Source organism: Pseudoxanthomonas sp. LjRoot127 (assembly GCF_964253495.1).
GTDB lineage: Bacteria > Pseudomonadota > Gammaproteobacteria > Xanthomonadales > Xanthomonadaceae > Pseudoxanthomonas_A.
In genome coordinates, this window is sequence record NZ_CAXUQR020000001.1 from 1052433 (window position 1) to 1079043 (window position 26611).

The 26611-nt window shown below is 68.5% G+C and carries 29 protein-coding genes; 18 read left to right on the plus strand and 11 right to left on the minus strand.

The window, feature by feature from the left end:
* Positions 1-30 precede the first annotated feature (30 nt).
* On the minus strand, positions 31-1671 hold the full coding sequence (groL, locus tag ACSQ19_RS05065; protein ID WP_055939743.1) for a chaperonin GroEL: 1641 nt from the start codon (positions 1669-1671) through the stop codon (positions 31-33).
* Positions 1672-1802: 131 nt separating this feature from the next.
* A complete protein-coding gene (locus ACSQ19_RS05070) occupies positions 1803-2096 on the minus strand; it encodes a co-chaperone GroES (protein WP_093301702.1) in 294 nt (97 codons plus the stop codon).
* A 205-nt stretch (positions 2097-2301) separates the two neighbouring features.
* On the opposite strand from ACSQ19_RS05070, the gene cutA reads away from it, so the two are divergent.
* The 6 genes from cutA to accC all read left to right on the plus strand — a co-directional run bounded on the left by cutA (position 2302) and on the right by accC (position 8081).
* Positions 2302-2637 carry a divalent-cation tolerance protein CutA gene (gene cutA / locus ACSQ19_RS05075; RefSeq protein WP_299347103.1) on the plus strand — a complete coding sequence of 112 codons (336 nt, stop codon included), beginning with the start codon at positions 2302-2304 and terminating at the stop codon, positions 2635-2637.
* A 4-nt stretch (positions 2638-2641) separates the two neighbouring features.
* Entirely contained in the window at positions 2642-4936 is a 2295-nt protein-coding gene (locus ACSQ19_RS05080; protein WP_299347104.1) for a protein-disulfide reductase DsbD family protein, read from the plus strand.
* On the plus strand, positions 4933-5526 hold the full coding sequence (locus ACSQ19_RS05085) for a TlpA family protein disulfide reductase (protein WP_299347106.1): 594 nt from the start codon (positions 4933-4935) through the stop codon (positions 5524-5526). Before ACSQ19_RS05080 ends, ACSQ19_RS05085 begins: the two co-directional genes overlap by 4 nt.
* Before the next feature lie 209 nt (positions 5527-5735).
* Positions 5736-6176 carry a type II 3-dehydroquinate dehydratase gene (aroQ, locus tag ACSQ19_RS05090; protein ID WP_436000428.1) on the plus strand — a complete coding sequence of 147 codons (441 nt, stop codon included), beginning with the start codon at positions 5736-5738 and terminating at the stop codon, positions 6174-6176.
* Positions 6177-6223: 47 nt separating this feature from the next.
* Complete coding sequence (gene accB / locus ACSQ19_RS05095; protein WP_296281950.1) at positions 6224-6703, plus strand: acetyl-CoA carboxylase biotin carboxyl carrier protein; 480 nt, start codon at positions 6224-6226, stop codon at positions 6701-6703.
* A 10-nt stretch (positions 6704-6713) separates the two neighbouring features.
* Positions 6714-8081, plus strand: a complete 1368-nt coding sequence (accC, locus tag ACSQ19_RS05100; protein ID WP_296281948.1) for an acetyl-CoA carboxylase biotin carboxylase subunit — start codon at positions 6714-6716, stop codon at positions 8079-8081.
* A gap of 78 nt (positions 8082-8159) precedes the next feature.
* On the opposite strand, the gene ACSQ19_RS05105 is transcribed toward accC, so the two are convergent.
* Both ACSQ19_RS05105 and ACSQ19_RS05110 read right to left on the minus strand, forming a co-directional pair.
* A complete protein-coding gene (locus tag ACSQ19_RS05105; protein WP_296281945.1) occupies positions 8160-8519 on the minus strand; it encodes a hypothetical protein in 360 nt (119 codons plus the stop codon).
* Positions 8516-9451 (minus strand): hypothetical protein, encoded by a 936-nt coding sequence (locus ACSQ19_RS05110; protein ID WP_299347110.1) that lies wholly within the window; start codon positions 9449-9451, stop codon positions 8516-8518. Before ACSQ19_RS05110 ends, ACSQ19_RS05105 begins: the two co-directional genes overlap by 4 nt.
* A gap of 135 nt (positions 9452-9586) precedes the next feature.
* On the opposite strand from ACSQ19_RS05110, the gene prmA reads away from it, so the two are divergent.
* The 6 genes from prmA to purD all read left to right on the plus strand — a co-directional run bounded on the left by prmA (position 9587) and on the right by purD (position 15292).
* The gene (prmA, locus tag ACSQ19_RS05115; protein WP_299347111.1) at positions 9587-10501 is read left to right on the plus strand and encodes a 50S ribosomal protein L11 methyltransferase; all 915 of its coding nucleotides are present in this window, start codon (positions 9587-9589) and stop codon (positions 10499-10501) included.
* Positions 10502-10550: 49 nt separating this feature from the next.
* On the plus strand, positions 10551-11474 hold the full coding sequence (locus ACSQ19_RS05120) for a DUF3426 domain-containing protein (RefSeq protein WP_299347113.1): 924 nt from the start codon (positions 10551-10553) through the stop codon (positions 11472-11474).
* A 120-nt stretch (positions 11475-11594) separates the two neighbouring features.
* Positions 11595-11867, plus strand: a complete 273-nt coding sequence (gene fis / locus ACSQ19_RS05125; protein ID WP_296281938.1) for a DNA-binding transcriptional regulator Fis — start codon at positions 11595-11597, stop codon at positions 11865-11867.
* Positions 11868-11929: 62 nt separating this feature from the next.
* Positions 11930-13516: a bifunctional phosphoribosylaminoimidazolecarboxamide formyltransferase/IMP cyclohydrolase gene (gene purH, locus ACSQ19_RS05130; protein ID WP_299347115.1), complete on the plus strand. Its 1587-nt coding sequence runs from the start codon at positions 11930-11932 to the stop codon at positions 13514-13516.
* Between the two features lie 44 nt (positions 13517-13560).
* The gene (locus tag ACSQ19_RS05135; RefSeq protein ID WP_296281935.1) at positions 13561-13989 is read left to right on the plus strand and encodes a hypothetical protein; all 429 of its coding nucleotides are present in this window, start codon (positions 13561-13563) and stop codon (positions 13987-13989) included.
* Positions 13990-13999: 10 nt separating this feature from the next.
* On the plus strand, positions 14000-15292 hold the full coding sequence (purD, locus tag ACSQ19_RS05140) for a phosphoribosylamine--glycine ligase (protein ID WP_299347117.1): 1293 nt from the start codon (positions 14000-14002) through the stop codon (positions 15290-15292).
* Between the two features lie 4 nt (positions 15293-15296).
* Here the strand turns inward: purD and ACSQ19_RS05145 are convergent, their stop codons facing one another.
* Positions 15297-16403 carry an NADH:flavin oxidoreductase/NADH oxidase gene (locus ACSQ19_RS05145; protein ID WP_299347119.1) on the minus strand — a complete coding sequence of 369 codons (1107 nt, stop codon included), beginning with the start codon at positions 16401-16403 and terminating at the stop codon, positions 15297-15299.
* 145 nt (positions 16404-16548) lie between these two features.
* On the opposite strand from ACSQ19_RS05145, the gene ACSQ19_RS05150 reads away from it, so the two are divergent.
* The 4 genes from ACSQ19_RS05150 (at position 16549) to ACSQ19_RS05165 (ending at position 19637) form a co-directional block, all read left to right on the plus strand.
* Complete coding sequence (locus ACSQ19_RS05150) at positions 16549-18447, plus strand: MFS transporter (protein WP_299347121.1); 1899 nt, start codon at positions 16549-16551, stop codon at positions 18445-18447.
* A gap of 113 nt (positions 18448-18560) precedes the next feature.
* Complete coding sequence (locus ACSQ19_RS05155; protein WP_296281929.1) at positions 18561-18848, plus strand: CD225/dispanin family protein; 288 nt, start codon at positions 18561-18563, stop codon at positions 18846-18848.
* A 43-nt stretch (positions 18849-18891) separates the two neighbouring features.
* Entirely contained in the window at positions 18892-19227 is a 336-nt protein-coding gene (locus ACSQ19_RS05160; RefSeq protein WP_296281928.1) for a CD225/dispanin family protein, read from the plus strand.
* Positions 19227-19637 (plus strand): DUF2752 domain-containing protein, encoded by a 411-nt coding sequence (locus tag ACSQ19_RS05165; RefSeq protein WP_296281983.1) that lies wholly within the window; start codon positions 19227-19229, stop codon positions 19635-19637. Before ACSQ19_RS05160 ends, ACSQ19_RS05165 begins: the two co-directional genes overlap by 1 nt.
* 16 nt (positions 19638-19653) lie before the next feature.
* Here the strand turns inward: ACSQ19_RS05165 and ACSQ19_RS05170 are convergent, their stop codons facing one another.
* From ACSQ19_RS05170 to ACSQ19_RS05195, 6 genes are read right to left on the minus strand one after another with little or no spacing between them, the layout of a single operon-like run.
* Positions 19654-20532, minus strand: a complete 879-nt coding sequence (locus ACSQ19_RS05170) for a hypothetical protein (RefSeq protein ID WP_299347123.1) — start codon at positions 20530-20532, stop codon at positions 19654-19656.
* Between the two features lie 38 nt (positions 20533-20570).
* Positions 20571-21518 carry an NAD(+) diphosphatase gene (nudC, locus tag ACSQ19_RS05175; protein ID WP_299347125.1) on the minus strand — a complete coding sequence of 316 codons (948 nt, stop codon included), beginning with the start codon at positions 21516-21518 and terminating at the stop codon, positions 20571-20573.
* 20 nt (positions 21519-21538) lie between these two features.
* Positions 21539-21925 (minus strand): iron-sulfur cluster insertion protein ErpA, encoded by a 387-nt coding sequence (gene erpA, locus ACSQ19_RS05180; RefSeq protein WP_213604616.1) that lies wholly within the window; start codon positions 21923-21925, stop codon positions 21539-21541.
* A gap of 37 nt (positions 21926-21962) precedes the next feature.
* Positions 21963-22691 carry a DUF6776 family protein gene (locus ACSQ19_RS05185; RefSeq protein WP_299347127.1) on the minus strand — a complete coding sequence of 243 codons (729 nt, stop codon included), beginning with the start codon at positions 22689-22691 and terminating at the stop codon, positions 21963-21965.
* 47 nt (positions 22692-22738) lie between these two features.
* Positions 22739-23167, minus strand: coding sequence for a bactofilin family protein (locus ACSQ19_RS05190; protein ID WP_436000437.1), 429 nt, complete (start codon positions 23165-23167; stop codon positions 22739-22741).
* Between the two features lies 1 nt (position 23168).
* Positions 23169-23903, minus strand: a complete 735-nt coding sequence (locus ACSQ19_RS05195; RefSeq protein WP_436000439.1) for a DUF6776 family protein — start codon at positions 23901-23903, stop codon at positions 23169-23171.
* A 98-nt stretch (positions 23904-24001) separates the two neighbouring features.
* Between ACSQ19_RS05195 and ACSQ19_RS05200 the strand changes: the two genes are divergently transcribed.
* Positions 24002-24622 carry a DUF4126 domain-containing protein gene (locus ACSQ19_RS05200; protein WP_299347131.1) on the plus strand — a complete coding sequence of 207 codons (621 nt, stop codon included), beginning with the start codon at positions 24002-24004 and terminating at the stop codon, positions 24620-24622.
* Between the two features lie 82 nt (positions 24623-24704).
* Positions 24705-26606 (plus strand): EAL domain-containing protein, encoded by a 1902-nt coding sequence (locus ACSQ19_RS05205; RefSeq protein WP_299347132.1) that lies wholly within the window; start codon positions 24705-24707, stop codon positions 26604-26606.
* The last annotated feature ends 5 nt before the right edge of the window (positions 26607-26611 follow it).

The window sequence follows — 26611 nt, forward strand, 5'->3', positions numbered from 1 at the left end:
CGTGGAACGGTTACGCGGGAAGCGGACTTCTTAGAAGTCCATGCCGCCCATGCCGCCCATGCCACCACCGGCCGGCATCGCCGGCTCGTCCTTCTTCGGAGCCTCGGCCACCATCGCTTCGGTGGTGATCATCAGGCCCGCGATCGAAGCGGCGTTCTGCAGCGCGGAGCGCGTGACCTTGGTCGGGTCCAGGATGCCGAACTCGATCATGTCGCCGAACTCGCCGTTGGCGGCGTTGTAGCCGAAGTTGCCCGAACCGTCCTTCACGCGGTTCACGATCACCGACGGCTCTTCACCGGCGTTGGTCACGATTTCGCGCAGCGGGGCTTCCATGGCGCGCAGGGCGATCTGGATGCCGTGGTTCTGGTCTTCGTTGGCGCCCTTCAAGGTGCCGATGGTCTGCAGCGCGCGGATCAGCGCCACGCCACCGCCGGGGACCACGCCTTCTTCCACCGCCGCACGCGTGGCGTGCAGGGCGTCTTCGACGCGGGCCTTCTTTTCCTTCATCTCGATCTCGGTCGAAGCGCCGACCTTGATCACGGCCACGCCGCCGGCCAGCTTGGCCACGCGTTCCTGCAGCTTCTCGCGGTCGTAGTCCGAAGAGGTCTCTTCGATCTGCGCCTTGATCTGCTTGATGCGCGACTGGATGCGCTCGGCATCGCCGGCGCCGTCGATGATGGTGGTGTTCTCCTTGGAGATCACGACCTTCTTCGCACGACCCAGGTCGTTGATGGTGGCCTTCTCGAGCTGCAGGCCGACTTCCTCGGAGATCACCGTGCCGTTGGTCAGCGTGGCGATGTCTTCCAGGATGGCCTTGCGGCGGTCACCGAAGCCCGGCGCCTTGACGGCGGCGACCTTGACGATGCCGCGGATGGTGTTGACCACCAGCGTGGCGAGGGCTTCGCCTTCCACTTCCTCGGCCACGATTAGCAGCGGCTTGCCGGCCTTGGCGACGCCTTCGAGCACCGGCAGCAGTTCGCGGACGTTGGAGACCTTCTTGTCGTGGATCAGGATGAAGGGGTCGTCGAATTCGACCTGCTGCGACTGCTGGTTGTTGATGAAGTACGGCGACAGGTAGCCGCGGTCGAACTGCATGCCCTCGACGACGTCGAGTTCGTTCTCCAGGCCCGAGCCTTCTTCAACGGTGATCACGCCTTCCTTGCCGACCTTCTTCATGGCCTCGGCGATGATGTCGCCGATGTTGCTGTCGGAGTTGGCCGAGATGGTGCCGACCTGGGCGATCGCCTTGTCGTCGGCGGTCGGCTTGGAAAGCTTCTTCAGCTCTTCGACGGCGGCCTTCACGGCCTGGTCGATGCCGCGCTTCAGGTCCATCGGGTTCATGCCGGCAGCGACGGCCTTCGAGCCTTCGCGGATGAACGCCTGCGCCAGCACGGTGGCGGTGGTGGTGCCGTCACCGGCGTTGTCGGAGGTCTTGGAAGCGACTTCCTTGACCATCTGCGCGCCCATGTTCTCGAACTTGTCGGCCAGTTCGATTTCCTTGGCGACGGAAACGCCGTCCTTGGTGATGGTCGGGGCGCCGAAGCTCTTCTCGAGCACGACGTTGCGGCCCTTCGGGCCGAGGGTGGCCTTGACGGCATTGGCGAGGATGTTCACGCCGCGCACCATGCGCGTACGGGCGTCTTCACCGAAACGGATATCTTTGGCTGCCATTGGAAAAACTCCGTGATTCGTAATTCGTGATGAGTGATTCGGGAAACGTCGGGCAGCGGGAAATCGGATGGAGTGGGATCGTCAACGCGGTTGCGCTACTGCGAACCCCCAATCCCCAATCCCGCCTCGGCTCAGCCGAGGATTGCGAGAACGTCGTCTTCCTTGATGATCTTGTACTCGATGCCATCCTGCTTGTAGGCGGAACCGGAGTACTGGCCGTAGATCACCTTGTCGCCGACCTTGACCTTCGGGGCGCGCACGCCACCGGTGGCTTCGACGAACTTGCCTTCGCCGACGGCGATGACTTCACCCTTGGTGGGCTTCTCCTTCGCGGCGTCGGGAATGATGATGCCGCCGAGGGAGGTTTCTTCGGCTTCGATCGGCTTGACCACCAGGCGGTCGTACAGCGGCTTGATGTTGCTCATGTCAATCCTCTTAAGTGATTGATTGGACTAGGAAAGGGGCGGCGATGTTAGCAGTCCCAGGGAGAGACTGCCAACGACGCGGACACAAAAACCCGGCAGCGCCGGATGCCGTCCTATGTTGGGTGGGGGCCATGCGCTTTCAAGGGCCGGTCGAAAAATTTTTTCGCCAGGGCCGTCTGGGCCGGTCTGCGATAATCGCCGGCCCATGCCCGTCTTCCTTATCCTCTCCACCTGCCCGGATGCCGACACCGCCCAGCGGCTGGCGCGGACGCTGGTGGAAGAGCGGTTGGCCGCCTGCGTCAGCCTGTTGCCCGGTGTGGTCTCGACCTACCGCTGGCAGGGCGACGTGGAACAGGCGACCGAGGTCCAGCTGCTGGCCAAGACCTCCGGCGACCGCCGCGAGGACCTGATGGCGCGCCTGGCCGAACTCCACCCGTATGAACTGCCGGAGATCCTGGCGGTCGAAACCGCCGCCGGCCTGCCCGCCTACCTGGACTGGGTCGCCGCCGAAACCCGGGCCCACGCCCGTGCCTCCGAGTGATCCGATGACGCCGATCCGCGCCCTGCTCTCCCTCCTGCTGCTGTCCCTGACCTCGCTGCTGGCGCCGGCCGCCTCCGCCGCGATCACCCAGGACGACCTGCTGCCGGTGGACGAAGCGTTCGTGCTGACAGCTACCGCGCCGACGCGCGACAGGATCGAGATCCGCTGGAAGATCACCGAGGGCTACTACCTCTACCGGCATCGCACCAGCGTGGGCGCCGATCCCGGCTTCGCCGCGCGGCCCCTGCAGTTGCCGAAGGGCAAGGCCTACCGCGACGAGTTCTTCGGCGACGTCGAAACCTACCGCGGCGAGCTGCTCGCCACCCTGCCCGGCCAGCCGACGGCGTCGACCGACCGCGTCACGCTGAAGATCAAGTACCAGGGCTGTGCCGACGCCGGCATCTGCTACCCGCCGCAGACGCGCACGCTGACGGTGGCGTTGCCGCCCGCCGCCGGCGAGGCCTTCGTGCCGCTGGGTTCCGGTGCGCTCACCGGCGGCCTGCTTGGCCAGCAGCCGCAGGCCGGCATGGACGCACTGCCGCTGCCGGAGGAACAGGCGTTCGCGTTCGAGGCGATTGCCTTCAACGGCAACGAGCTGCTGCTGCGCTTCACCCCCGCGCGCGGTTATTACGTCTACCGCGACCGCACGTCGATGGCGCTGGGAGGCGCGCCGGGCATCGCCCTGCAGGCGCCACGCTGGCCGACGGGCAAGGCGCACCGCGACGCGCATTTCGGCGAGGTCACGGTCTACTTCGACCAGGCCGAAGTGCCGGTGCCGTTGAGGCGGGAGAACGCAAAGGCCGCACAGGCGACTCTGCGCGTCACGTTCCAGGGCTGCCAGACCAACGGCATCTGCTATCCGCCGATGACGCGACGGGTGAAGCTGTCGATCCCCGCCGGTACGGTGACGCCGGCCACCATGCCGGACGTGCCGGCGCCCGCCGCCGTCGCAGCGCTGCCGACGAGCGAGACGCCCCCCGCGAGCACGCAGGTCGCGGTTCCCGTCGCGGGCGCGACGACCTCACCCGTTGCGGCCGACGTCGAACGGACACTTCCTCCGGCAGACGTGCTGGCACGCAACCAGGGCGGCGCCATGTCACTGCTCGTCGCACTCGCGCTGGCACTGGCGGGCGGCCTGATCCTCAACCTGATGCCGTGTGTGCTGCCGATCCTGTCGTTGAAGGCGCTGTCGCTGGCCGAGAGCGGGCGCGATGGTGGTGACGCGCGACAGCGCGCGCTCTGGTACACGGTGGGCGTGCTGGTCAGCTTCGTCGCCGTCGGTGCGCTGGCCCTCGCGCTGCGGGCCGCCGGCCTCGCGCTCGGGTGGGGCTTCCAGTTGCAGCAGCCATGGGTCGTCGGGCTGTTGGCCTATGTGATGTTCGCGGTGGGTCTGAGCCTGTCGGGCGTGTTCGCGATCGGCCACCGGCTGGCGGGTACCGGCCATGGGCTGGCGTCGCGTCGCGGCCCGGTCGGCGATTTCTTCACCGGCGTACTGGCGGTGGTCGTGGCCAGCCCCTGCACGGCCCCTTTCATGGGCATCGCACTCGCGTACGCCTTCACGGCGCCCACGCCGTTGGCACTGCTGGTCTTCGCGGTACTCGGCCTGGGATTGGCGTTGCCGTTCCTGCTGATCGGCTTCGTGCCGGCGCTGGCACATCGCCTGCCGCGCCCCGGCGCCTGGATGGAGACGCTGAAGCAGGCACTCGCCTTCCCGATGTACCTCACCGCGGCATGGCTGCTGTGGGTGCTGGGCAAGCAGCGCGGCGTCGATGCGCTGGGGCTGGCGCTGGTCGGACTAGTGTTGCTGGCGCTCGGGCTGTGGTGGTTCCAGCGCGCGCGCTTCGCGGCACCGCTTCAGCGCATGCTGGCACTCGCGCTGGCGACCTCCGCGCTGGTACCTCTGGTGATGGTGCACCGGTTGCCTACGAGCACGGCAGCAGCACCGATGGCGGACGGCCACGTGCCTTACTCGGCGGAACGCCTGGCCGCCCTGCGCGCGGAGGGCCGCATCGTCTTCGTCGACATGACCGCCGACTGGTGCGTGACCTGCAAGGCCAACGAAAAGGCCGTGCTGAACACCGACGCGTTCCGTGAGCTGCTGTCAGAACACGATGCCGTGATGATGACGGGCGACTGGACGAACGTGGACCCTGCCATCACCGCCTTCCTCGAACAGCACAAGGCCGTCGGCGTGCCGCTGTACGTGATGTACCCGCGCAACGGCGGCGAAGGCGAGGTCCTGCCGACCGTGCTGACCCACGACACGGTGCGCCAGGCCTTCGAACGGGCGGCGCGATGAAGGCCACCACGCCGCGCATCCTGGCGGTCGCCGCACTGGCGGCCGGACTGGGCTTGCTCGCCAGCCTCTGGCTAGACGTCAACCCCCTGTGGCGGACCGGCCCGGGCGAGCGCGCCCTGCATGCCGCCATCAACGCCACGGCACCGACGCCGCCGCCAGGCGTCACGCCGGCGGCCATCGGCGATCCGATGCCCGCCATCGCGTTGCCGGGACTGGATGGCAAGATCGTCGATCTCGCCGCCCACTACCGCGGCAAGCGGCTGCTGATCAATGTCTGGGCCAGCTGGTGCGGCCCCTGCATCGAGGAGATGCCCGAGCTGCAACGCTTCGCGATGGCGCAGGGGGCAGAGGGCGTGCAGGTGATTGGCCTGGCGCTGGACTCGCCGGAAGCGGTGCGGGATTTCCTGTCCCGCGTGCCGGTCGGCTATCCCATCGTGCTGGACACACCCGGCCCGGCCGACGCCAGCGTCTGGCTGGGCAACGCCAAGGGCGTGCTGCCGTATACCGTACTGATCGGCACCGATGGCCGGGTCGAGCGACAGAAGATCGGCCCGTTCCAGCACGGCGAGCTCAGCGACTGGGCGCAGTAGCAACGCCGCGTTACGTCGTCGAAACGGCGGTCATCGTGCGCCATCAATTGAAAAACCCGCCTTGCCGGCGCGCCTTGTCGCCCCGCCTCGACCTGATCGGCACGAATGGCGCCAGGAATCAAACAAGCGCTTAAAACGAGGCAAACTTCGGCGAACTGGACAGCATTGCCGTGTTCGCGCAGACTGCCGGCCTTCCGCTGGAGAGCCGAATGGCGAAGCTGCTGGTCCTGCATGGCCCCAACCTCAATCTGCTCGGGACGCGCGAGCCGGAGGTCTATGGCCACACGACGCTGGCGGACATCGACCTGGCGCTCGCGGCGCAGGCGCAGGCCGCCGGCCACGCGCTGGAGGGGTTCCAGTCCAATGCCGAGCACGCTCTGGTCGACCGCATCCAGACCGCCCGCACCGACGGCACCGCCTTCATCCTGATCAACCCGGCTGCGTTCACCCACACCTCCGTCGCGATCCGCGACGCGCTGGCGGCGGTAGCGCTGCCCTTCATCGAAATCCACCTGTCCAACCCGCACAGCCGCGAACCCTTCCGCCACACCAGCTACTTCAGCGACAAGGCGGTCGGCGTGGTCTGCGGGTTCGGTGCGGACAGTTACCGCTACGCGCTGGACGCCGCCCTGCAGCGGCTGCCCGCCTGACTTTCCTCTGTTCCCCGCGGGGAACGATGTTCAACCACGAGGCTCCCATGGATCTCCGCAAAATCAAGAAACTCATCGACCTGCTGGAAGAGTCGAACCTGGCCGAAATCGAGATCAAGGAAGGCGAAGAATCCGTGCGCCTGGCGCGGACGCCCAAGGGCGGCTATGCCGCACCCGCCGCACCGGCGCCCGTGGCCTACGCCGAACCGCGCCCCGCGGCACCGATGCCGATGAGCTCGCCGACCGAAGCCTCCACCGGCGGCACCGCCAAGCCCGGCAACGCCCTGCCCGACGGCCACGTGGTGCGCGCGCCCATGGTCGGCACCTTCTATGCCTCCCCGTCGCCGGACAAGCCTGCCTTCGTCAGCGTCGGCCAGTCGGTGAAGGCCGGCGAGACGCTGGCGATCATCGAGGCGATGAAGATGTTCAACCCCATCGAAGCCGACGTGTCCGGCACCGTGCTGTCGATCCTGGCCGACAGCGGCCAGCCGATCGAATTCGACCAGCCGCTGTTCGTGATCGGCTGAGGTCGGCACCATGCTGGACAAGGTCGTTATCGCCAACCGGGGTGAGATCGCGCTGCGCATCCTGCGCGCCTGCCACACCCTCGGCATCCGCACGGTCGCGGTGCATTCCACCGTCGACCGCAACCTCAAGCACGTGGCCATGGCCGACGAGTCCGTCTGCATCGGCCCGGCCGCCTCGAAGGACAGCTACCTCAACATCCCGGCCATCATCGCCGCGGCCGAGGTGACCGACGCGCAGGCCATCCACCCGGGCTACGGCTTCCTGTCGGAGAACGCCGACTTCGCCGAGCGCGTGGAGCAGTCCGGCTTCATCTTCATCGGCCCGAAGGCGGACACGATCCGCATGATGGGCGACAAGGTGGAAGCCATCCGCGCCATGCAGGCGGCCGGCGTGCCGTGCGTGCCCGGCAGCGGTGGTCCGCTGGGCGACGACATCGTCGCCAATACCCGGATCGCGCGCGAGATCGGCTATCCGGTGATCATCAAGGCCGCGGGCGGCGGCGGCGGCCGCGGCATGCGCGTGGTGCATGTCGAAGGCGCGCTGAAGGCGGCCATCGAGACCACCAAGTCGGAAGCCAAGGCGGCGTTCGGCAACGGCGAGGTCTACATGGAGAAGTTCCTGGAGAATCCGCGCCACGTGGAAATCCAAGTCCTCGCCGACGGCCAGGGCAACGCCATCCACCTGGGCGAGCGCGACTGCTCGATGCAGCGTCGCCACCAGAAGGTGGTCGAGGAAGCACCGGCGCCCGGCATCACCGAGGAACTGCGCAACGAGATCGGCAAGGTCTGCGTGGAAGCGTGCATCCGCATCGGCTACCGCGGTGCCGGCACGTTCGAATTCCTGTTCGAGGACGGCCGCTTCTACTTCATCGAGATGAACACCCGCATCCAGGTGGAGCATCCGGTGACCGAGCGCATCACCGGCATCGACCTGGTCTGCGAACAGCTGCGCATCGCGGCCGGCCACAAGCTGAGCATCAAGCAGTCCGACATCGTGCTGCGCGGCCATGCCATCGAATGCCGCATCAACGCGGAAGACCCGGACACGTTCATGCCGCACCCGGGTCTGATCCAGCATTTCCATCCGCCGGGCGGCCCCGGCGTGCGCGTGGACACGCACATCTACGAAGGCTATCGCGTCCCGCCGAACTACGATTCGATGATCGCCAAGCTGATCGTCCACGGCCCGGACCGCGACACCGCGATCGCGCGCATGCGCGTCGCGCTCAGCGAGATGGTCATCGACGGCATCAAGACGAATATCCCCCTGCAGCAACGCATCATGCGCGACCAGGGCTTCCAGGCCGGCGGCCAGAACATCCACTATCTGGAAAAGCGCCTGGCCGAACGCAAGAACAAGGCGATCTCGCTGGTCTGAGGATTCGCCGCGCCAGACGCACGAAGGGCCGGGATGGCGACTTGCCGTTTCAACGTTCGGACGAGGCGACGCGGCGTATTACCGCTCGGGTGCCTGTTGCGTGCCGGGCACCGGGACGGCACCGAGCGGCGAGGACGGATCGGTGATCCGCACCACTTCCGACGACCCGTTGGGCCAGACCACCCTGATCGTGCTGCCCGGCGCCAACGTCGAGAACGGCGTGCCGCTGCGCGCGCGATACAGCGCGGCGACCTGCGCGGCGCCGAGGCGGCGCGCCTCGTCCGGCGCATGGATGGTCATGTGGCCCACCCGCGACAGATCGCGGAACGCGGGGTCGCGTGTTTCGATCACGATCGTTGCCGCCGCGGCGGCATACGCCACCACCACCAGACCCCAGACCAGGAGATTGGCTCCCGGCCGCGTGCGCTTGTATTTCATCCTTCCACTCCCGGGTGGGACAGCAGCGTGCCCACCATCTCGTCCACGTTGTCCCGACCTTGGCGCGGCACACCGGCATCGCGCGCGAAGGTGGTGAAATCCTGCGATTCGTCCTGCGAGCAGATGCCGCCGTTGACGCAGTAGTTGGTCATCATCGTGCCGCCGGGGCTGCAGTCCATGCCGAGCCGGCAGGCCGCCACGCGCCAAGCGATCTCGGTCAGTTCAGTGCCCGACACCTCGCCCAGCGTGTCGCGACGGCCGCTGCCGATCGTGCCCATCGCCGGCGCGATGGCCAGGTAGGCGAACGGATCGCCCGAATCGAGTACGCGCTGCACCAGGTCGCGCTGGTAGTCGTCGCCTTCCCGCAAGGGCTGCTCCATCGCCAGCAGCGCGGCTTCCGCCGCCACGCTGCCGGCCTGCGCCGCCTGCAGGCGACGCGTGAAGACCGTCGCCGACGAGAAACCGTCCGCCGGCATGAAGCGTGCGCAGCGTTGCTGCACGCGCTGGCGGGCGGACAGCATCGCGGCACCATTCGACAGCCCCAGGCCGGCGATCACGCGCGTGTCCTGCGCATAGCCTGCGGGATCGGCCGCGTAGCCCGCGCAGTGATCCTGCACCAGGCTCAACAGCCACATGGCATCGGCATCTCCAGCCGCGGCGAGCACCATGAGTTCGCGCGAATAGGCGAACAGGTCGGTGCTGTCCTCGAACGCGCGCCGCAACGGCGACAAGACCGGCACGGTCCGCGCCGACATGGGGCGCAGCATCGCGTCCGGTGTCGCAAGTGCGGACGGATCCCCGTCGTGCGCAATGGCCGGGGCCTCTCCAGATCCTCCGGCATGCGGCAGCCAACCCGCCTGGCGCAGCGGCATCCACGCCAGCACACCCAGCAGGCCCACCAGCATCATCGGCAGCAGCAGCTTCCGGGGCACGCGTGCATTATCCCGGTGCCCGCCACCCCTTACAACGCGGCGCACGCGCGTCCTTGACCGCGATCACGCGCAGGCGAGGGGCAGCCGCGGTCGCGTGAGACAATCCCGGCCTGTCCATTCCCCCGCCCGGCCGACATGCCCTACCTGGAACTCTCCCTGCGCTGCACCGAAGCCGAGCAGCCGCGCTACGAGAATGCGCTCGACGACGTGGGCGCCCTGTCGGTGACCCTGCTGGATGCCGACGCCGATACCGGCAACGAGCGCGCCATCCTGGAACCCGGCGTCGGCGAGACGCCGCTGTGGAAATCACTGGTGCTGACTGCGCTGTTCGATTCGGACGCCGATGCGCTGACGTTGCTGGCCGCGCTGGAAGCCTTCGATCCGGGACTCGACTGGACGCAGGCGGGTTTCCGCAAGGTCGAGGACGAGGACTGGGAACGCGCATGGCTGGACCAGTTCAAGCCGATGCGCTTCGGCGCACGCACGTTCATCGTGCCGTGGAACCATGAGGTGCCCGAGGAGGCGGGCGACGATGCGGCGATCGTGCGCCTCGATCCCGGGCTGGCGTTCGGCTCCGGCACGCACCCGACCACGGCGCTGTGCCTGCGCTGGCTGGACACGCTCGCGGGCGAGGGCCTGCTGCAGGACCAGCGCGTGCTCGACTTCGGTTGCGGCTCCGGCATCCTCGCACTGGCCGCGCTGAAGCTCGGCGCCGCGCACGCGACCGGCGTCGACAACGATCCTCAGGCCCTGCTGGCGAGCGCCGACAATGCGCAACGCAACGGTGTCGATGCGCATTTCCACGTCTACCTGCCGGATGACGAACCGGCCGCCACCTATCCGGTCGTGGTGGCGAACATCCTCGCGTCGGCGCTCGATGCCCTCGCCGACGTGCTCGCCGCGCGCGTGGCGGTGGGGGGCCGCATAGCGCTGTCCGGCATCCTCAAGGGGCAGGAAGACGAACTGCTGGCCCGCTATGCCCCCTGGTTCGATGCACTGTCCGCCACGCAGGACGGCGACTGGATGCGCATCGACGGCATCCGCCGCTGACGCAGCCGGTCACAACACGCCCGCGGACGAGCATGGTTGAATAGCCGCCATGTTCACGGCCTGCCCGCACTGCCAGTTCCTTGTCGCCCGCGATCCGCGCTCCGGCGCGACGCCGGCGGACTGTCCGCGCTGCGGCAAGGCGCTGGTCACGAAGGATGATGTCGCCACGCCGGCCCCCAGCTTCGTGACTCTGTTGCACGCCGCGCCGGATCCCGTATCGGCTGCATCGGGGCCGGACGCATCCGACGCAGCGGCGGGTGAGCAGGAAGCCTCGCCTGCGACGTCCGCGCCGTCGATGGACGCGCCTGCCCAGATGATCGGCGAGGAGACGCCACCACTCCCGCCTGCGATCGACGAAGACGCGATCACGCCGCGCGATCCTGCCTCCGCTGGTTCCCACGCGCCCGCAACCGCAACCGCAACCGCCAGCACGCTCGACGTACCCGTCGCGCGCAAGGCGACAGGGCCCCGCTTCCTTCATCGGACACGCACCACGCCGGTGCATGCGAAGCGCGCGCGCCTGCAGTGGGCCATCGTCGCCGCGCTATCGGCGCTGCTGTGCATGCAGGTCATCGTCGCGGACCGCGCGAGGCTCGCGATGCAGGCCGGCTGGCGGCCCATCGTCGTTGCGCTGTGCGGCATCGCCCGCTGCGACGTACCGATCTGGCGCGAACCCGCTGCGTTCACCATGCTCAGTCGCGACGTCCGCCCGCTGCTGGACACGCCCGGCACCTTGCTGGCGCAGGCCACGTTCCGCAATGAAGCGCGCTGGGCGCAGGGCTGGCCCATCATCCTGCTGACGCTGAAGGATGCGGATGGGCGCACGCTGGGCGCACGCGCCCTGCGACCAGAGGAATACCTGGCCGAAGGCGAGGCAGTCACCGCCATCGGCCCCGGCCAGAGTGCACAGGTCGCCGTGCGCATACGCGAGCCCAGCGCCAGCGTCGTCGCGTTTTCCTTCGACTTCCGTTAAACGCGCGGGTTCATGAAAAAAGCGGATGCATGCGCCGCGATCAGGCGCTAGACTCGTCCCCCCGCCGAATACCCACAAGCACAAGGCGGCACCTGCTTCCGTAGCGCCCAGGGGATCCGTTTGAACGCTGCCTCCACACGCCAGGACACGCCTCGCACCGCGTCGCGCCCGCCGTTGCGCGAGCATGTCGCGCAGTCCGTGCGCCGCTACCTGCGCGACCTGGACGGCTGCGAAGCCGATGATGTGTACGAGATCGTGCTGCGCGAGATGGAAATCCCGCTGTTCGTGGAAGTGCTGAACCATTGCGACGGCAACCAGAGCCGCGCGGCCGCCATGCTCGGCATCCATCGCGCAACGCTGCGCAAGAAGCTCAAGGATTACGGGCTGGCCTGAGGCACCGGACGCCGTGCTGCAGCGCGTTATAATTCGCGCCCCGCTCCGCACCGTCGTCCTCCATGACTCCTGATCTCCAGCCCGTGCGTCGGGCGCTGTTGTCCGTTTCCGACAAGACCGGCCTGCTCGAGCTGGCTCGCGCGCTGGCGGCGCGCGATGTCGAACTCTTGTCCACCGGCGGCACCGCCAGGACACTGCGTGACGCGGGCCTGGCCGTGCGCGATGTCGCCGACGTCACCGGCTTCCCGGAAATGATGGATGGCCGGGTCAAGACGCTGCACCCCAAGGTGCACGGCGGACTGCTGGGACGTGCCGGCACCGACGACGCGGTGATGGCCGAACACGGCATCGGCGCGATCGACCTGCTGGTGCTGAACCTGTATCCGTTCGAATCGGTCACCGCGAAGGCCGACTGCACGATGGCGGACGCGGTGGAGAACATCGACATCGGTGGCCCGGCCATGCTGCGCTCGGCCGCGAAGAACTTCGCGCGCGTCGCCGTCGCGACCGATCCGTCGCAGTACGCCGGCCTGGTGGCCGAACTCGACGCCAACGATGGAGCGCTGTCGGCGGACACCCGTTTCGCGCTGTCGGTGGCGGCGTTCAACCGCGTGGCGCAGTACGACGCGGCGATCAGCAACTACCTGTCCGCGATCACCGATACCTCTGTCGCGGTACCGGTGCGCAGCGCCTTCTCCGCGCAGGCGAACGGCAGCTTCGTCAAAGTCATGGACCTGCGCTACGGCGAGAATCCGCACCAGCAGGCCGCGTTCTATCGCGACCTGTATCCCGCGCCCGGCTCGCTGGCCACGTTCGAGCAGTTGCAGGGCAAGGAGCTCAGCTACAACAACATCGCCGACAGCGATGCGGCATGGGAATGCGTGCGCCAGTTCGACGCGCCGGCGTGCGTGATCGTCAAGCACGCCAACCCCTGCGGCGTGGCGGTAGGCGTGGCCTGCGGCGACGCCTACGAGCTGGCTTACGCCACCGACCCGACCAGCGCGTTCGGCGGCATCATCGCGTTCAACCGCACGCTGGATGCGGCCACGGCGAAGGTCATCCTGGATCGCCAGTTCGTCGAAGTCCTGATCGCGCCGGACTACGAGCCCGCCGCCCTCGACTACGCGACGAAGAAGGCCAACGTGCGCGTGCTGCGCATCCCGATGGCGGCTGCCTCGCCCGGCTTCATCGACACCAAGCGCATCGGCTCCGGCCTGCTGCTGCAGACGGCCGACGACCGCGTTGTGACACGCGACGAATTGAAGGTGGTTACGAAACTCGCGCCGACCGACGCGCAGTTCACCGACCTGCTGTTCGCCTGGAAGGTCGCCAAGTTCGTGAAGTCCAACGCCATCGTCTATGCGAAGGACCATCGCACCATCGGTGTCGGCGCCGGCCAGATGAGCCGCGTGTATTCGGCGCGCATCGCCGGCATCAAGGCGGCCGATGCGAACCTCGTGGTCGAGGGTTCGGTGATGGCCAGCGATGCCTTCTTCCCGTTCCGCGACGGCATCGACGCCGCCGCCGCCGCCGGCATCAGGGCGGTGATCCAGCCGGGTGGCTCGATGCGCGACAGCGAGGTGATCGCCGCGGCGGACGAGCACAGCATCGCGATGGTGTTCACCGGCGTCCGCCACTTCCGCCACTGAGATTCTTCGCCACGTCATCGGGCATTCGAGGAGCAGCGCAGGCCATGACTCGCAACGTATCCACCGTGCTGGCGTCGATGATCGCGGCGTGTGCCCTGGCCGGGTGCTCGGACACGCGGCAGCCCGTGCAGGAAGCGAGGACGCGGATCGCCGCTACCTTGCCGGCGCCCTACTTCGAGGACCTGGTCACCGAATCGGTGTCCGTCGACGGCGACCGCCTGGTCCTGCTGGTGCGCAGTCCGGCCGGCAGCGCCGCGAAGACGCGCGGCGCCCCCGGCTTCGACGCACTGAAGGACAGTGAGCAGGCCGCGCTGCGCGACCTGTGCGGACGTCCCGAGATCATGCCGCTGCTCGATACCGAAGCGGTGCTCGTACGCCGCTTCGTGGACCGCGAAGATGTCCTGTTCTTCGAAGTCGCCCTCCCCGCGCGCGCCTGCGCGAGCCCGCCGGCCGACGCGCCGGCCCAGCCCTGAGGAAAGCCCCTTGAAAGTCCTGGTGATCGGTTCCGGCGGTCGTGAGCACGCGCTGGCGTGGAAGCTGGCGCAGTCGCCGCGCGTGGACGAGGTGATCGTGGCGCCCGGCAACGCCGGCACCGCGACCGAGGCCAAGTGCCGCAACGCCGCCGTCAAGGCCAATGACATCGAAGGCCTGCTTGCGCTGGTGCGGGCCGAAGGCGTGGGCCTGACCGTGGTCGGCCCCGAAGTGCCGCTGGTGGCCGGCGTGGTGGACCGCTTCCGCCTGGCCGGGCTGCGCATCTTCGGCCCCACGGCGGCAGCGGCACAGTTGGAAGGCAGCAAGGCGTTCGCCAAGGACTTCCTCGCACGCCACGGCATCCCGACCGCGTTCTACGCGGTGCATACCGAGGTGGACGCCGCACTGGCGTACCTCCGGGAGAAAGGCGCCCCGATCGTGGTCAAGGCCGACGGCCTGGCAGCGGGCAAGGGCGTCATCGTGGCGATGACCTTGCAGGAAGCCGAAGACGCGGTGCGCGACATGCTGTCGGGCAATGCCTTCGGCGACGCCGGTGCGCGCGTGGTGATCGAGGAATTCCTGGACGGCGAAGAAGCCAGCTTCATTTCGATGGTGGATGGCAACACCGCCCTGCCGATGGCGACGAGCCAGGACCACAAGCGGGTGGGCGACGGTGATACCGGCCCCAACACGGGGGGCATGGGCGCCTATTCGCCGGCGCCGGTGGTCACGGCGGACGTGCATGCGCGCGTGATGCGCGAGGTGGTGAATCCCACCGTGCAGGGCATGCTCGCCGACGGCGTGCCGTTCACCGGGTTCCTGTATGCGGGACTCATGATCGATGCGGCCGGCGCGCCCAAGGTCATCGAATTCAACGTGCGCTTCGGCGACCCGGAAACGCAGCCGGTGATGCTGCGCCTGAAGTCCGACCTGGTGGAGCTGGTCGAAGCGGCCATCGACGGCCGCCTGGACGCCGCCGAGGCGCAGTGGGATCCACGCCCGTCGCTCGGCGTGGTGATGGCCGCTTCGCCATACCCGGAGACGCCGGTGACGGGCGACGTGATCCTCGGGCTGGACGAGGTGCCGGCCACGGCCAAGGTCTTCCATGCCGGTACCGCGCTGGATGCCGAAGGTCGCGTGGTCAGCGCCGGCGGGCGCGTGCTGTGCGTCGCCGCGCTGGGCGATTCGGTGTCCGATGCGCAACGACATGCGTACGCGGGCGTGGACAAGGTGCGATGGACGAACGAGTTCCACCGCATCGACATCGGCTGGCGCGCGATCGCGCGCGAACGCGCGGACGGTTGACCGTCTACTCCGCCTGCACGAAACTCGCCGCGTGCTCGCGCGGCGCACTGCGCAGGTATTGCGGCGCGACGGCGACCTTCGCCCCCAGCGCTGCGGCGGCATGCCACGGCCAGCGCGGGTCGTAGAGGATGCCGCGCGCGATGGCGATCGCGTCGGCCCGGTCCTGCACCAGGAGGTCTTCGGCCTGCTGCGGTTCGGTGATCAGGCCGACGGCGATGACCGGCATCGCCACCTCGCGCTTGATCGCCTCGGCGAAGGGCACCTGGTAGCCCGGCCCCAGCGCGATCCGCTGCGCCGGATGCAGGCCGCCGCTCGATACATGGATGAAATGGCAGCCGCGCGCATCCAGCGCCTTCGCCAGCACGAGGCTCTGCGCGAGATCCCACCCGCCGTCGACCCAGTCGGTGGCCGAGATGCGGATACCGACCGCCACCGACGCCGGCACGGCAGCCTTGACGGCGTCGAACACCTGCAGCGCGAGGCGCATGCGACTTTCCAGCGTGCCGCCGTAGGCGTCATCGCGCTGGTTGCTCAACGGCGACAGGAACTGGTGCAGCAGATAGCCGTGCGCGGCGTGGATCTCGATCAGTTGCAGCCCGAGTCGCACGGCGCGACGCGCACTGTCGGCGAACGCGGCGACGACGGCATCGATGCCGGCCTGGTCCAGCGCGTCCGGCGCATGCTGGCCCTCGGCGTAGGCGACCGGCGAAGCCGACACTGTCTGCCAGCCGTGCGGTGCGTCCGGCGCGATCTGCGCGCCGTGGTGGTCCCAGGGACGATGCGTGGACGCCTTGCGGCCGGCGTGCGCCAGTTGCACGCCGATCGGCATGCTCGAGTAGCGGCGCGTCGCCGCCAGCGCGTTGGCGAACGCGGCTTCGGTGGTGTCGTCCCACAGGCCGAGGTCCGCCCAGCTGATGCGGCCGCGCGCTTCAACGGCGGTGGCCTCGATGATCGCCAGGGCGGCACCGGACTGCGCGAGGTTGGGCCAATGGAAGGCGTGCCATGCGGTGGCGCGGCCTTCCTCCGAGGAGTACTGGCACATCGGCGCAATGACGATGCGGTTGGAAAGCGACAGCGGCCCCAGCGCGAGGGGCGAGAACAGGCGACTCATGGACGGGGCGATACCGGACGACGTGGGGCGGCCACTATCCCCCTGCCCCCTCTGCCCTTCAATGCCATCGACGGAACACTGTCGGGCGCAGCGGCGCGCATCGCCATCGCGATTTGCTAGGCTGCGCGCAACCCACGGAGGGCGCATGTCCAGCCACAGCCAGTTTTCGCTGCTGACGCAACGGCGGTTCCTGCCGTACTTCACCGTCCAGGCGCTCGGCGCCTTCAACGACAACGTGTACCGGCAGGCGATCATCGGCCTGCTGATCTTCCTGGGCGCCAGCACCGACGAACGCGCGCTCTACGCCGTCATCGCGCCGGCCATCTTCATCCTGCCGTATTTCCTGTTCTCGGCAATCGCCGGCCAGATCGCGGAGAAACTGGAGAAGCACCGCCTGATCGTGATCACCACGACGATGGAGATCGTGATCATGTCGCTGGCCGCGGTGGGCTTCCTGCTGCAGAACATGCCGGTGCTGCTGGTCGCCCTGTTCTGTACCGGCGTGCAGTCCACGTTGTTCGGACCGGTGAAGTATTCCGTGCTGCCGTCGATCCTCAAGCCGGAGGAGCTGACAGGCGGCAACGGCCTGGTCGAGATGGGCACGTCGATCTCGATCCTGTGCGGCATGATCGCCGGCGGCATGATCTTCCAGGTGGCCGGCGCCCACGGCCCGCAGGCGGCCGCCGTCGCCATCGTGCTGCTCGCGTTGCTGGGCAACGCGTTGTCGCGGCTGATCCCGCGCATGGATGCCGGCGCGCCGGACCTGAAGATCAACTGGAATCCGATCCCCGAGTCGCTGGTCGTGCTGCGCATGGCCAAACAGCAACTGGCCGTGCGCAACGCCATCCTGGGCGTGTCGTGGTTCTGGTTCTTCGGCACGCTGCTGACCTCGCAGCTGCCCACGTATGCCGAACTGCATCTCGGTGCGCCGGGCGATTCCGCCACGCTTTACGTGGCGGCACTGGCACTGTTCTCCGTCGGCACCGGCATCGGCTCGCTGCTGTGCGAGAAACTGTCCGGCCGCACCGTCGAGATCGGCCTGGTGCCCGTCGGCGCGGCCGGCATGACGGCCTTCCTGCTGGACCTGTATTTCGCGCGCCCCGGCCTGGCGCCGGTCGGAGGACTGGACCTGGCGCAGTTCGTGCGCCAGCCCGGCAGCGTGCGCATCATCATTGATCTGGTGGGTATCGGCCTGTTCACCGGCATCTTCGTGGTGCCGCTGTTCGCGCTGATCCAGAGCCGCACGCGCGCCTCTGAGATGGCGCGCGTGTTCGCGGCGCTGAACATCCAGAACTCCGGCTTCATCGTGCTGGCGGCCTTGACGGGTCTCGCCCTCCAGCGAGGGCTGGACTGGACCAGTCCGCAGATGTTCCTCGCGCTGGCCATCGCCAACGCCGCGGTCGCCATCTGGATCTTCACGATCGTGCCCGAGTTCCTGATGCGTTTCCTCAGCTGGGTGCTGGTGCGCGCGCTGTACCGGCTGCGCCTCCACGGCATCGAGAAGAACGTCCCCGACGAAGGCCCGGCACTGATCGTCTGCAACCATGTCAGCTACATGGACGCGCTGATCCTGGCGGCCACGATCCCGCGCCCGGTGCGCTTCGTCATGTACTACAAGATCTTCAACATCCCGGTGATGAGCTGGATCTTCCGCACCGCCAAGGCCATCCCGATCGCCGGGGCCCGGGAGAATCCCGAACTCATGCAGCGCGCGTTCGAGGAGATCGACGCGGCGCTGGCCGAGGGCGAGATCGTGGGCATCTTCCCGGAAGGCGCGTTGACGAAGGACGGCGAGATCGCCGCGTTCAAGTCGGGCGTCGAGAAGATCCTCGAGCGGCGCCCGGTCCCCGTCGTGCCGATGGCGCTGAAGGGCATGTGGGCCAGCATGTGGAGCCGGCGCGACTCGCGGCTCGGCCGCATGCGCGTACCACGGCGATTCCGCGCGCACGTCGAGGTCATGGCCGGCGAGCCGATGGACGGCGCGACCGTGGATGCGGACGCGCTGGAGGCGAAGGTGCGCGCGTTGCGGGGCGATGCCGCGTGATGCTTCCGCAGCGCCGGGTTACCGGCTAGGCTGACGGCAGGGGCTTCTTCCATCACGCGTCACCGCGCACGGCGGCGGCCCCGCCCTGCCCTCCGTCTTTCCGCGAGAACCGCATGAGCAGCCTGCCGCCCTCCACGCACGGACCCTATGTTCCCAACCATCTGGTATGGGCCATCCTCACCACGCTGTTCTGTTGCCTGCCGCTGGGCATCGTCTCGATCGTGTTCGCCGCACAGGTGGATGGAAAGCGGGCGGCAGGCGATCTGGCCGGTGCGCAGGACGCGTCGCGGAAGGCGTTGAACTGGGCGATCGCCTCGGCGCTGATCGGCCCGATCCTGATGGCGCTCTGGTTCTTTTTGTTCGGCGGTCTGGCACTATTGGGCGGCATGAGCGGCATGTAGGCCGACTCGCACGACCCTCCATCCCTGCACAAGGAAAGCCTGCATGAGCGCCGTACCTCCCATGCCCTCGTCGTCCACGCCGGACAGCGTACCCAACCATCTCGCATGGGCCATCGTGTCCACCGTACTGGCGACCTGCCTGTGCTGCCCGCTCGGCCTGATCGGCATCGTCGCGATCGTGTTCTCGTCGCAGGTGAACGGCAAGCTCAACCAGGGCGACCTAGAAGGCGCGCGCCGCGCGTCCGCCAACGCCAAGACCTGGTGCTGGGTGGCCACTGCGTTCGCCATCATCGGCCTGCTGCTCAACATCATCATGATCGCCACCGGCGGCATGGAGCAGTACATGGAGATGATGCAGCAGATGCAACAGATGCAGTGATCGCGCTGCGACCCCTGCACTACGCGGCATTGACGGCGGCGGCCCTGGTGGCCGCCGCTGGCGTATGGCTGCTGCTGACGTTCGATCCCAATGCCGCGGACAGCCCGTTCCCGGGCTGCATGTTCCGCGCACTGACCGGTTATTTCTGCGTGGGATGCGGCCTGACCCGCGCCCTGCACGCACTGGTCCACGGCGACCTGGGGCGCGCCTTCGCGATGAATCCGCTCGCGGTGCTGCTGTTGCCGGCGATCCCGATGATGATCGCGCACGGACAGGGCTGGCGCCCGCGTGCGCTCGAACCGGTGATGCGCGTCCTGCTGGCGCCCCGCTTCTGGCTGGTGCTGTTGCCGGCATACTGGATCGCGCGCAACCTGCCGTGGTTTCCCTTCACGCTGCTCGCGCCGGGCTGACGCTGCACACGCTGGCTCAGCTGACCCAGCCGCCGATCACGAACACTGCCAGCGTCGCCAGCCACAGCAGCAGGATGCGCCACACCAAGCTCATCGCATCGCGCAGTTCGGGCAGGTCGCGCATGGCCTGCACCATGCCCTCCTCCGCATATTCCTCGGCCTCCTCCGCCAGCTCGCCGCGCACGCTTGCGCGGGCGGCGTGCGGCAGGAAGCCCGTGTCCAGGCGGAAACGCGTGCCGCCCGCTTCACGCCATGCGGTGAACACCGTATCGAAGTTGCCCACCAGCGCCATCGCGAGCGTCATCAATTGCGCGACCGGCCACTCGAGTGCCGTCGTCAGCACCTGCGTCCCGCGCCGGTTCTGCTCCGGCAGGGCCTCCGAAGCGCGGCTGTGCACCGCAAGCCGATAGAGCATCGCCCCCACCGGGCCGAGCAGCAGGAACCAGAACAGCACGCCAAACCAGCGGCGCAATGCATTGGCGAACACGGCCTCCACCAGCGCGGGACCATCCAGCGCCGCCGTCTCGCCCGTCAAGCCGAGGCGCGCGATGGCGGCGCGACGGCTCGGGGCGTCGTGCGCATCGATGACGGCTTCGACGTCGACATCGAGATCGCGGGGACCCCACGCATAGACCAGGACCGCGATATCGAACACCAGGCCCACGAGTCCGTAGACCGGTCCATCGAGCAGCCACTGCAGCAGCGCGACCACCAGCAGCACCGGCACCAGCGCCAGTGCGATGCCATGGCGTGCCTGCCACGCGCCGCCCGCCGATTCGCCCAGCCAGTGAAGCCACGCGTCGTACCACGCGTACCGACGGAGCGAGGCGACCAGCGTAGGCGCGACATGGCCCAGCACCAGCGCAAGCACGACGGCAACGAGCGTGATCGACATGCGGGCTCCTCCGGCCGGGATTCTAGCGTGGGGGGCTGTTAACGCCCGGTCTCGGCTGCCGTGGGCGCGAGGCGCGCGCGCATGCCGGCGTGCCAGTGCTCGATCAGCGCGCGCGCGATCGAAATCGACGGCGACAACAGCAGGCCCTCGCCGTCGTCGCTGCCCTCGCGCGCGAGCGCGGCGTCGATCTCATCGAACGAGAACCAGCGCGCGTCCTCCAGCTCGCCGTCGACCTGCGGCAGGTCGGGTTCGGCGTCGGCACAGAAGCCCAGCATCAACGCACCCGGAAAGGGCCACGGTTGCGCACCCAGGTAATGGCACGATCGCACCCGCACCCTGGTTTCCTCCATCACTTCGCGGGCGACGGTCTGCTCGAGCGTCTCGCCGGGTTCCACGAAACCGGCGACGACCGAATAGCGACGTGGCGGCCACGATGCCTGTCGGCCGAGCAGCAGGCGCTCGCCGTCGCTCACCGCAACGATCACGGCGGGGTCGACGCGCGGATAGTGGTCTTTGCCGCACTGGGTGCAGTGCGCGATGTACCCGGCCCGGCGGAACGTGATGTCACCGCCACAGGCACTGCAGAAACGGGTCGACGACTGCCAATGCAGCAGCGCGCGCGCCATCGCGAAAACACCCGACTCGAATGCGGGCCAGGTCGCCGCCGCACGCCGCAGGTCACGCCATGCGGGCGCTTCCACCGCATGGTGGCGGGCATGCGCGGCGAACCACGCCACGCCGTCGCGCACGCCAAGGAAGAGGCTGGCGCCGGGACCCCCGCCCAAGGATGCGCCTGCGCTGGCCAGCAGCGCACCGTCGGCATCCGCCATCGCGCGCCCTTCATCGTCCAGCACCAGCACGCGCGCGTCCGGCCACAGGCGCGCCAGCGCGTCGGCGTCGTCGCGCAAGGCGTCGGCGCGGTCCAGCGTGTCGCCCGCGAAGGCGAACCCGGAAAGCGGTGCAGAAAGGGAAGCGTGACCTGTCACGGAACGCGGCAGGCCGAGCGTCACATGCTGAAACTGCTGCCGCAGCCGCAGGTGGTCTTGGCGTTCGGGTTGCGGATGACGAACTGCGCACCCTGCAGGCTTTCGCTGTAGTCCACCTCGGCACCCATCAGGTATTGCAGGCTCAGCGGATCCACCAGCAGCGACACGCCATCGGTATCCACGGCGACATCGTCTTCCGCACGGTTTTCGTCGAACTCGAACCCGTACTGGAATCCCGAGCACCCGCCGCCCTGGATGTAGACGCGAAGGGCGAGCGAATCGCTGCCTTCTTCCTGGATCAGCTCGCGCACCTTGGCGGCCGCCGCCGGCGTGAAGTTCAGCGGGCGGTCGATCGACTGGTAATCGGGCGCGGCCGCGGCAGTGGGCAGGGAAACGACGGTGGTCATGCGGCAAGGATGGGGGCTGGCGGAAGGCAGTTCAAGTTCAGCGCGTGCCGGCGCCTTCGCCGGCACCTTTCTTCGCCGACGCCTGCGCCCACGGGAACGACTGTTCCACGGCCGCGCCACTCTGCGGCACGACACGGGCGATGACGCGCACGGGCTTGAAACCGGGCGGCAGCAGCAGGTCGCCCTCGACCTGCTGGAAATACTTGAACGAGTACGGTACGCCCGGTGCATTCGGTTGCTGCCGCAGGTCGGCCCAGGCCAGGCGGCGCAGCTTGCCGGCCTCGGTCCCTTCCACGGACACCAGCAGGCGGCCCGCATTCACGGCGCCGCGGTTGAGGTTCTGCGTGAGCGTGGCGGTGAAGTGCCAGGCCTGTTCGTCCTGCGGCTGCAGGATGAGCTCGTGCACCGACAGGCCGCGACGTTGCGCGGTGGCACCGACGAACCGTTCGTAAAACGCGACATCGGCGCGAAGGCCGGCGATTTCCTCGTCGCGCTCGGACAGGGTGGCCTGCAGGTCGCGGTTGGCGTCGCGGCTGATCTGGTCGGAGCGGGACAACGTGGCGACCTGCTGCTCGAGCACCTCGATGCGCTGTTGCTGGACCCGCAGTTGCGCGGGCGTAGGGCCCGGCTCCGCGTCGCCCGCCAGCGCGTGCCACAGCGCCCAGCCGCCCAGCACGAGTACGCCGCCCAGCACCGAGAGCGCGATGACCGGCCCCCGTTTGAAACGGGGCGGAGGTACGTTCGGCGGGACGGGCCTAGCGTTCATGGCCGCAGGATAGCGCGGCCGTTCCCAGCGGGCTCTGAATGGCGCCGTCAGGCGTCGGCGGTGGCCCAGGCGTCGGTCGGTGCCGCTTCGTGCGCGCCGGTGTCCGCGGGCACCGCGTCGGCATGCACCAGCCGCCCCGTGAGTTGCGCACCGGCAGTCATCTCGACCACCTTGTAGTGCAGGTTGCCCTGCACGCGCGCCTTGGCGGCCAGTTCGATGCGCTCAAGGGCATGGACATCGCCGGTCATGCGCCCGTTGATCACCACCACCGGCACCTGCACCTCGCCTTCGATGCTGCCCTGTTCGGCAAGGGTCAGCACCGCACGACCGCCGGCTTCGGCGATCACCTTGCCCTGGATGTGGCCTTCCACGTACAGGCCACCACTGAACACGACGTCGCCCCGGATGGTGACCTGCGGACCGATCAGGGTGTCGATGGCGCCTACGTCGGGACGGATGGGCTTGGGCTTGAACATCTCACTCGCCTCCTGCGGCTGTGGCGGTCTTCCAGTCGAGGGCCTGCTCCACCGCCGCGTCCTCGCCATGCAACGACACCTTGACGCGTTGCGGGGTGAAGTCCGGCGGCAGCATCACGTTGCCATCCAACTGCTGGAAATAACGGAAGGAATACGCCTGCGCCGGGGCGCTGCGCTGCTGGTGCAGCTCGTCCCACTGCACCGTGGCCAGCTTGCCGGCGCGGACCCCTTCGACGATGAAGCGCATCTGGCCCTGGCTGATCGCGCCGCGGTTCATGGTCTGGGTCAGCATGATCTGGTAGCGCCAGGTGCCGCCGGCTTCAGGCGCGAATTCGGCAACGTGGACACTCAGGCCCTTGCGCTGGCTGGTCGATCCGACCAGACGCTCGTAGAACGCGATGTCCGCGCGCAGCGCGGCGATTTCCTCGTCGCGCTCGGCCAGACCCTCCTGCACTTCGGCATTGGCCGCGCGGCTGATCTGGTCTGAGCGGGCCAGCGTGGATTCGCGCTGGCGCAGGGTGGTCAGTTCGGCGCTCACCGCCTCGAGTTCGCGCTCGGCCTGGGTGCGCGCCGCATCGGCCTGCGCCAGCCGCGGCGCGGCGGTGTGGCTGGCTACCCACCAGACCGCGCCAAGACTGGCCACCCACGCCACCAGGAAGAGCAGCGAGGTGCCGCGGCGGCGTACGGCCGCGTCGCGCGGCACGATCCGGAAGCGGGAAGGAACAGGCGCAGGCATGACGGACAAGCGGCGGACGGCGCTCAGCCGGCAGCCACACGGGACCCCTATACTCGCCGCAGTGGCGCGAGCCCAAGAGTCTAACGGGAGTGGCCGGGATGTCCGAAGCGCATCTTTTCGTAATTGGGATCCTGTTGGCATGGATGGCGGGGATCCGCGTCTACCTGACGGTGTTCGGCGTCGGCCTGGCCGGCGCGCTGGGTTGGCTCGACTTGCCCCCCGCGTTGCAGGCGACCGAATCGTGGTGGGTGCTGGGCACTTCCGGTGCGCTGGCGCTGACGGAGTTCTTCGCCGACAAGATCCCGGGCGTGGACTCCGGTTGGGACCTGCTGCAGACCCTGGCCCGGGTGCCTGCCGGCGCCTTCCTCGCGGCCGCCACGCTGTCGCCGGACGGCCAGCTCAGCGGGGGCGTGCTGGCGGCCGGAGCCGGGGTCGCCCTGACAAGCCACGTGCTCAAGAGCGGCACACGCGCACTCATGAACACGTCGCCCGAGCCGGTCAGCAACTGGGCTGCGTCGGTCACCGAGGACGCGGTCGTGGTCGGCGGGCTGGCCTTGGCCTTTGCGCACCCCTGGATTGCGTTGCTGCTGGTGATCGGGACGTCGCTGCTGATCGCGGCGGCCGTCTGGTGGGTCTGGCGCAAGCTTGCGCGTGGCGTGAAGCGTCTGCTGCAGGCCGCGCCCCCGGCACATGCCTCGCCCCCGGCCTCCGGCCCGTGACAGGCGCCGGTGCATCGGTAATCATGACTCCGCCTCGGTCGTGAACTTCATCGCATAATGGGGCTCAGCTTGGGGAAGCCTGATGTCCACGCTCGATGCCACATCCCGCCCGCAGGACGAGCCTTCACGCTCACGCCTGCGGGCCGAAACACCACCGGCGCACCATTGGCGCCGCTGGGTGGACGATGCCGCCCCTGAGGACGCGGCGGATGCCCCTGGAGCCGGAGAGCCCGTCGAGATGACCCAGACGCCACCGCCCCCGCCTGTCGCCGCCCCGGCCGCTGCGCCTGCCGCGCCCACGGATGCGACCGCGCCCGCCCCGCCGCCGGAGCCGGTCGATCCGGAATCCCCGTATCGCGTGCTGATCGTCGAAGACGATCGCGGCCAGGCCCTGTTCGCCCAGAGCGTGCTGCACGGCGCCGGCATGCAGGCCGAAGTGCAGATGCAGTCCGACGGCCTGCTGGACACCATGCGCCGCTTCCGTCCGGACCTGGTGCTCATGGACCTGCACATGCCCGGCAAGGACGGCATGTCGCTGACCATGCTGCTGCGGCAGCAGCCGGAGTACCTGCACCTGCCGATCGTGTTCCTGACCGGTGATCCCGACCCGGAACGCCAGTTCGAGGTGCTCGAAAGCGGCGCCGACGATTTCCTCAACAAGCCGATCCGGCCCCGGCACCTGATCGCCGCGGTCTCCAACCGCATCCAGCGCGCGCGCCAGCGCAGCCAGGCACTGCAGGCGCCGCGGCCGTCGGTGAATACCGACACCGGCCTGCCGACGCGCAGCTTCGTGCTGCAGCAACTGGCGGACTCGCTGCAGCGCCAGTCGCGCGGCGGCCTGTTCTTCGTCGAGGTCAACAGCGCGTTGAGCCTGCGCGAGCGCTACGGCTACGCGGTGTTCGAGCACCTGATGAACCAGGCCGGCCGGCAACTGGCCTCCGTCGCGTCGCCGCATCCGGTGGCGCGCCTGAACGACAACAGTTTCCTGATGCTGGCCGACAGCGTCGACGAAGCCACGCTCGCCGCGCTCGCGCAGCAACTGCGCGACGGCCTGGCGGGCCACGATTTCCAGACGCGTCCCAACGAAGTCCTCAAGCTCCGCGGCTCGGTCGGGTACACCGCGCTGTCGCTCGGCTTCGCCGACGCCGGCAGCGCGCTGGAGGCCATCGAACGCGCGGTCCTGCAGGCACGCCTGAAGCCCGACAGCCTAGCCGAATTCGTGCCTGCCGAAGTCGACGACGACGCGCCCCGCATTTCGCTGGAGGACGGCCAGTTCGAACTCGCCTACCAGCCGATCGTCGCCGTCGCCGGCAGCGACCAGGCGCAGTACCAGGTGCTGCTGCGCATGCGCCAGCCCGACGGCTCGCTGCTGCCGGCATCGCAGGTGATCCCGGCCGCCGAACTGGCCGGCGGCATCGCCCAGATCGACCATTGGGTGCTGGAACACGCGCTGTACGTGCTGGCCGAACGGCAAGCGGCCGGTCCTTCGCTGCGCCTGTTCGTTTCGCAGTCGCCGCGCTCGCTCGCGCGCGAATCGCATGCGCAGTGGCTGCTCGACGCGCTGCGCGCGCGCGGCATCGAAGGCACGTCGCTGGTCATCGACCTGCGCCTGGCCGATGCGCTGATCCATACCGTCACCCTTCGCCAGTTCTGCCAGCAGCTGATGCCAGCCGGCGTGCAGTTCTGCCTCAGCCAGTTCGAACCCGGCGCGGAAGCCGACGCCCTGCTCACGCAGCTGCCGCTGGGCTTCGTCCGCGTTTCCAGCAAATACGCCAGCGCGCATGCGGATCCGGTGCTGCGCGACCAGCTGCGCGGCATCATCGACAACGCCCACCGCCAGGGATTGCAGGTGATCGGCCAGCAGATCGAAGACCCCCAGGCCGCGGCCGCCATGTGGATGGGCGGCGTCGACTTCATCCAGGGCAACCTGGTGCAGGCGGTCGGCAGCGAACTCGGCTTCGATTTCCACAACGCGGTGCTGTAACGATG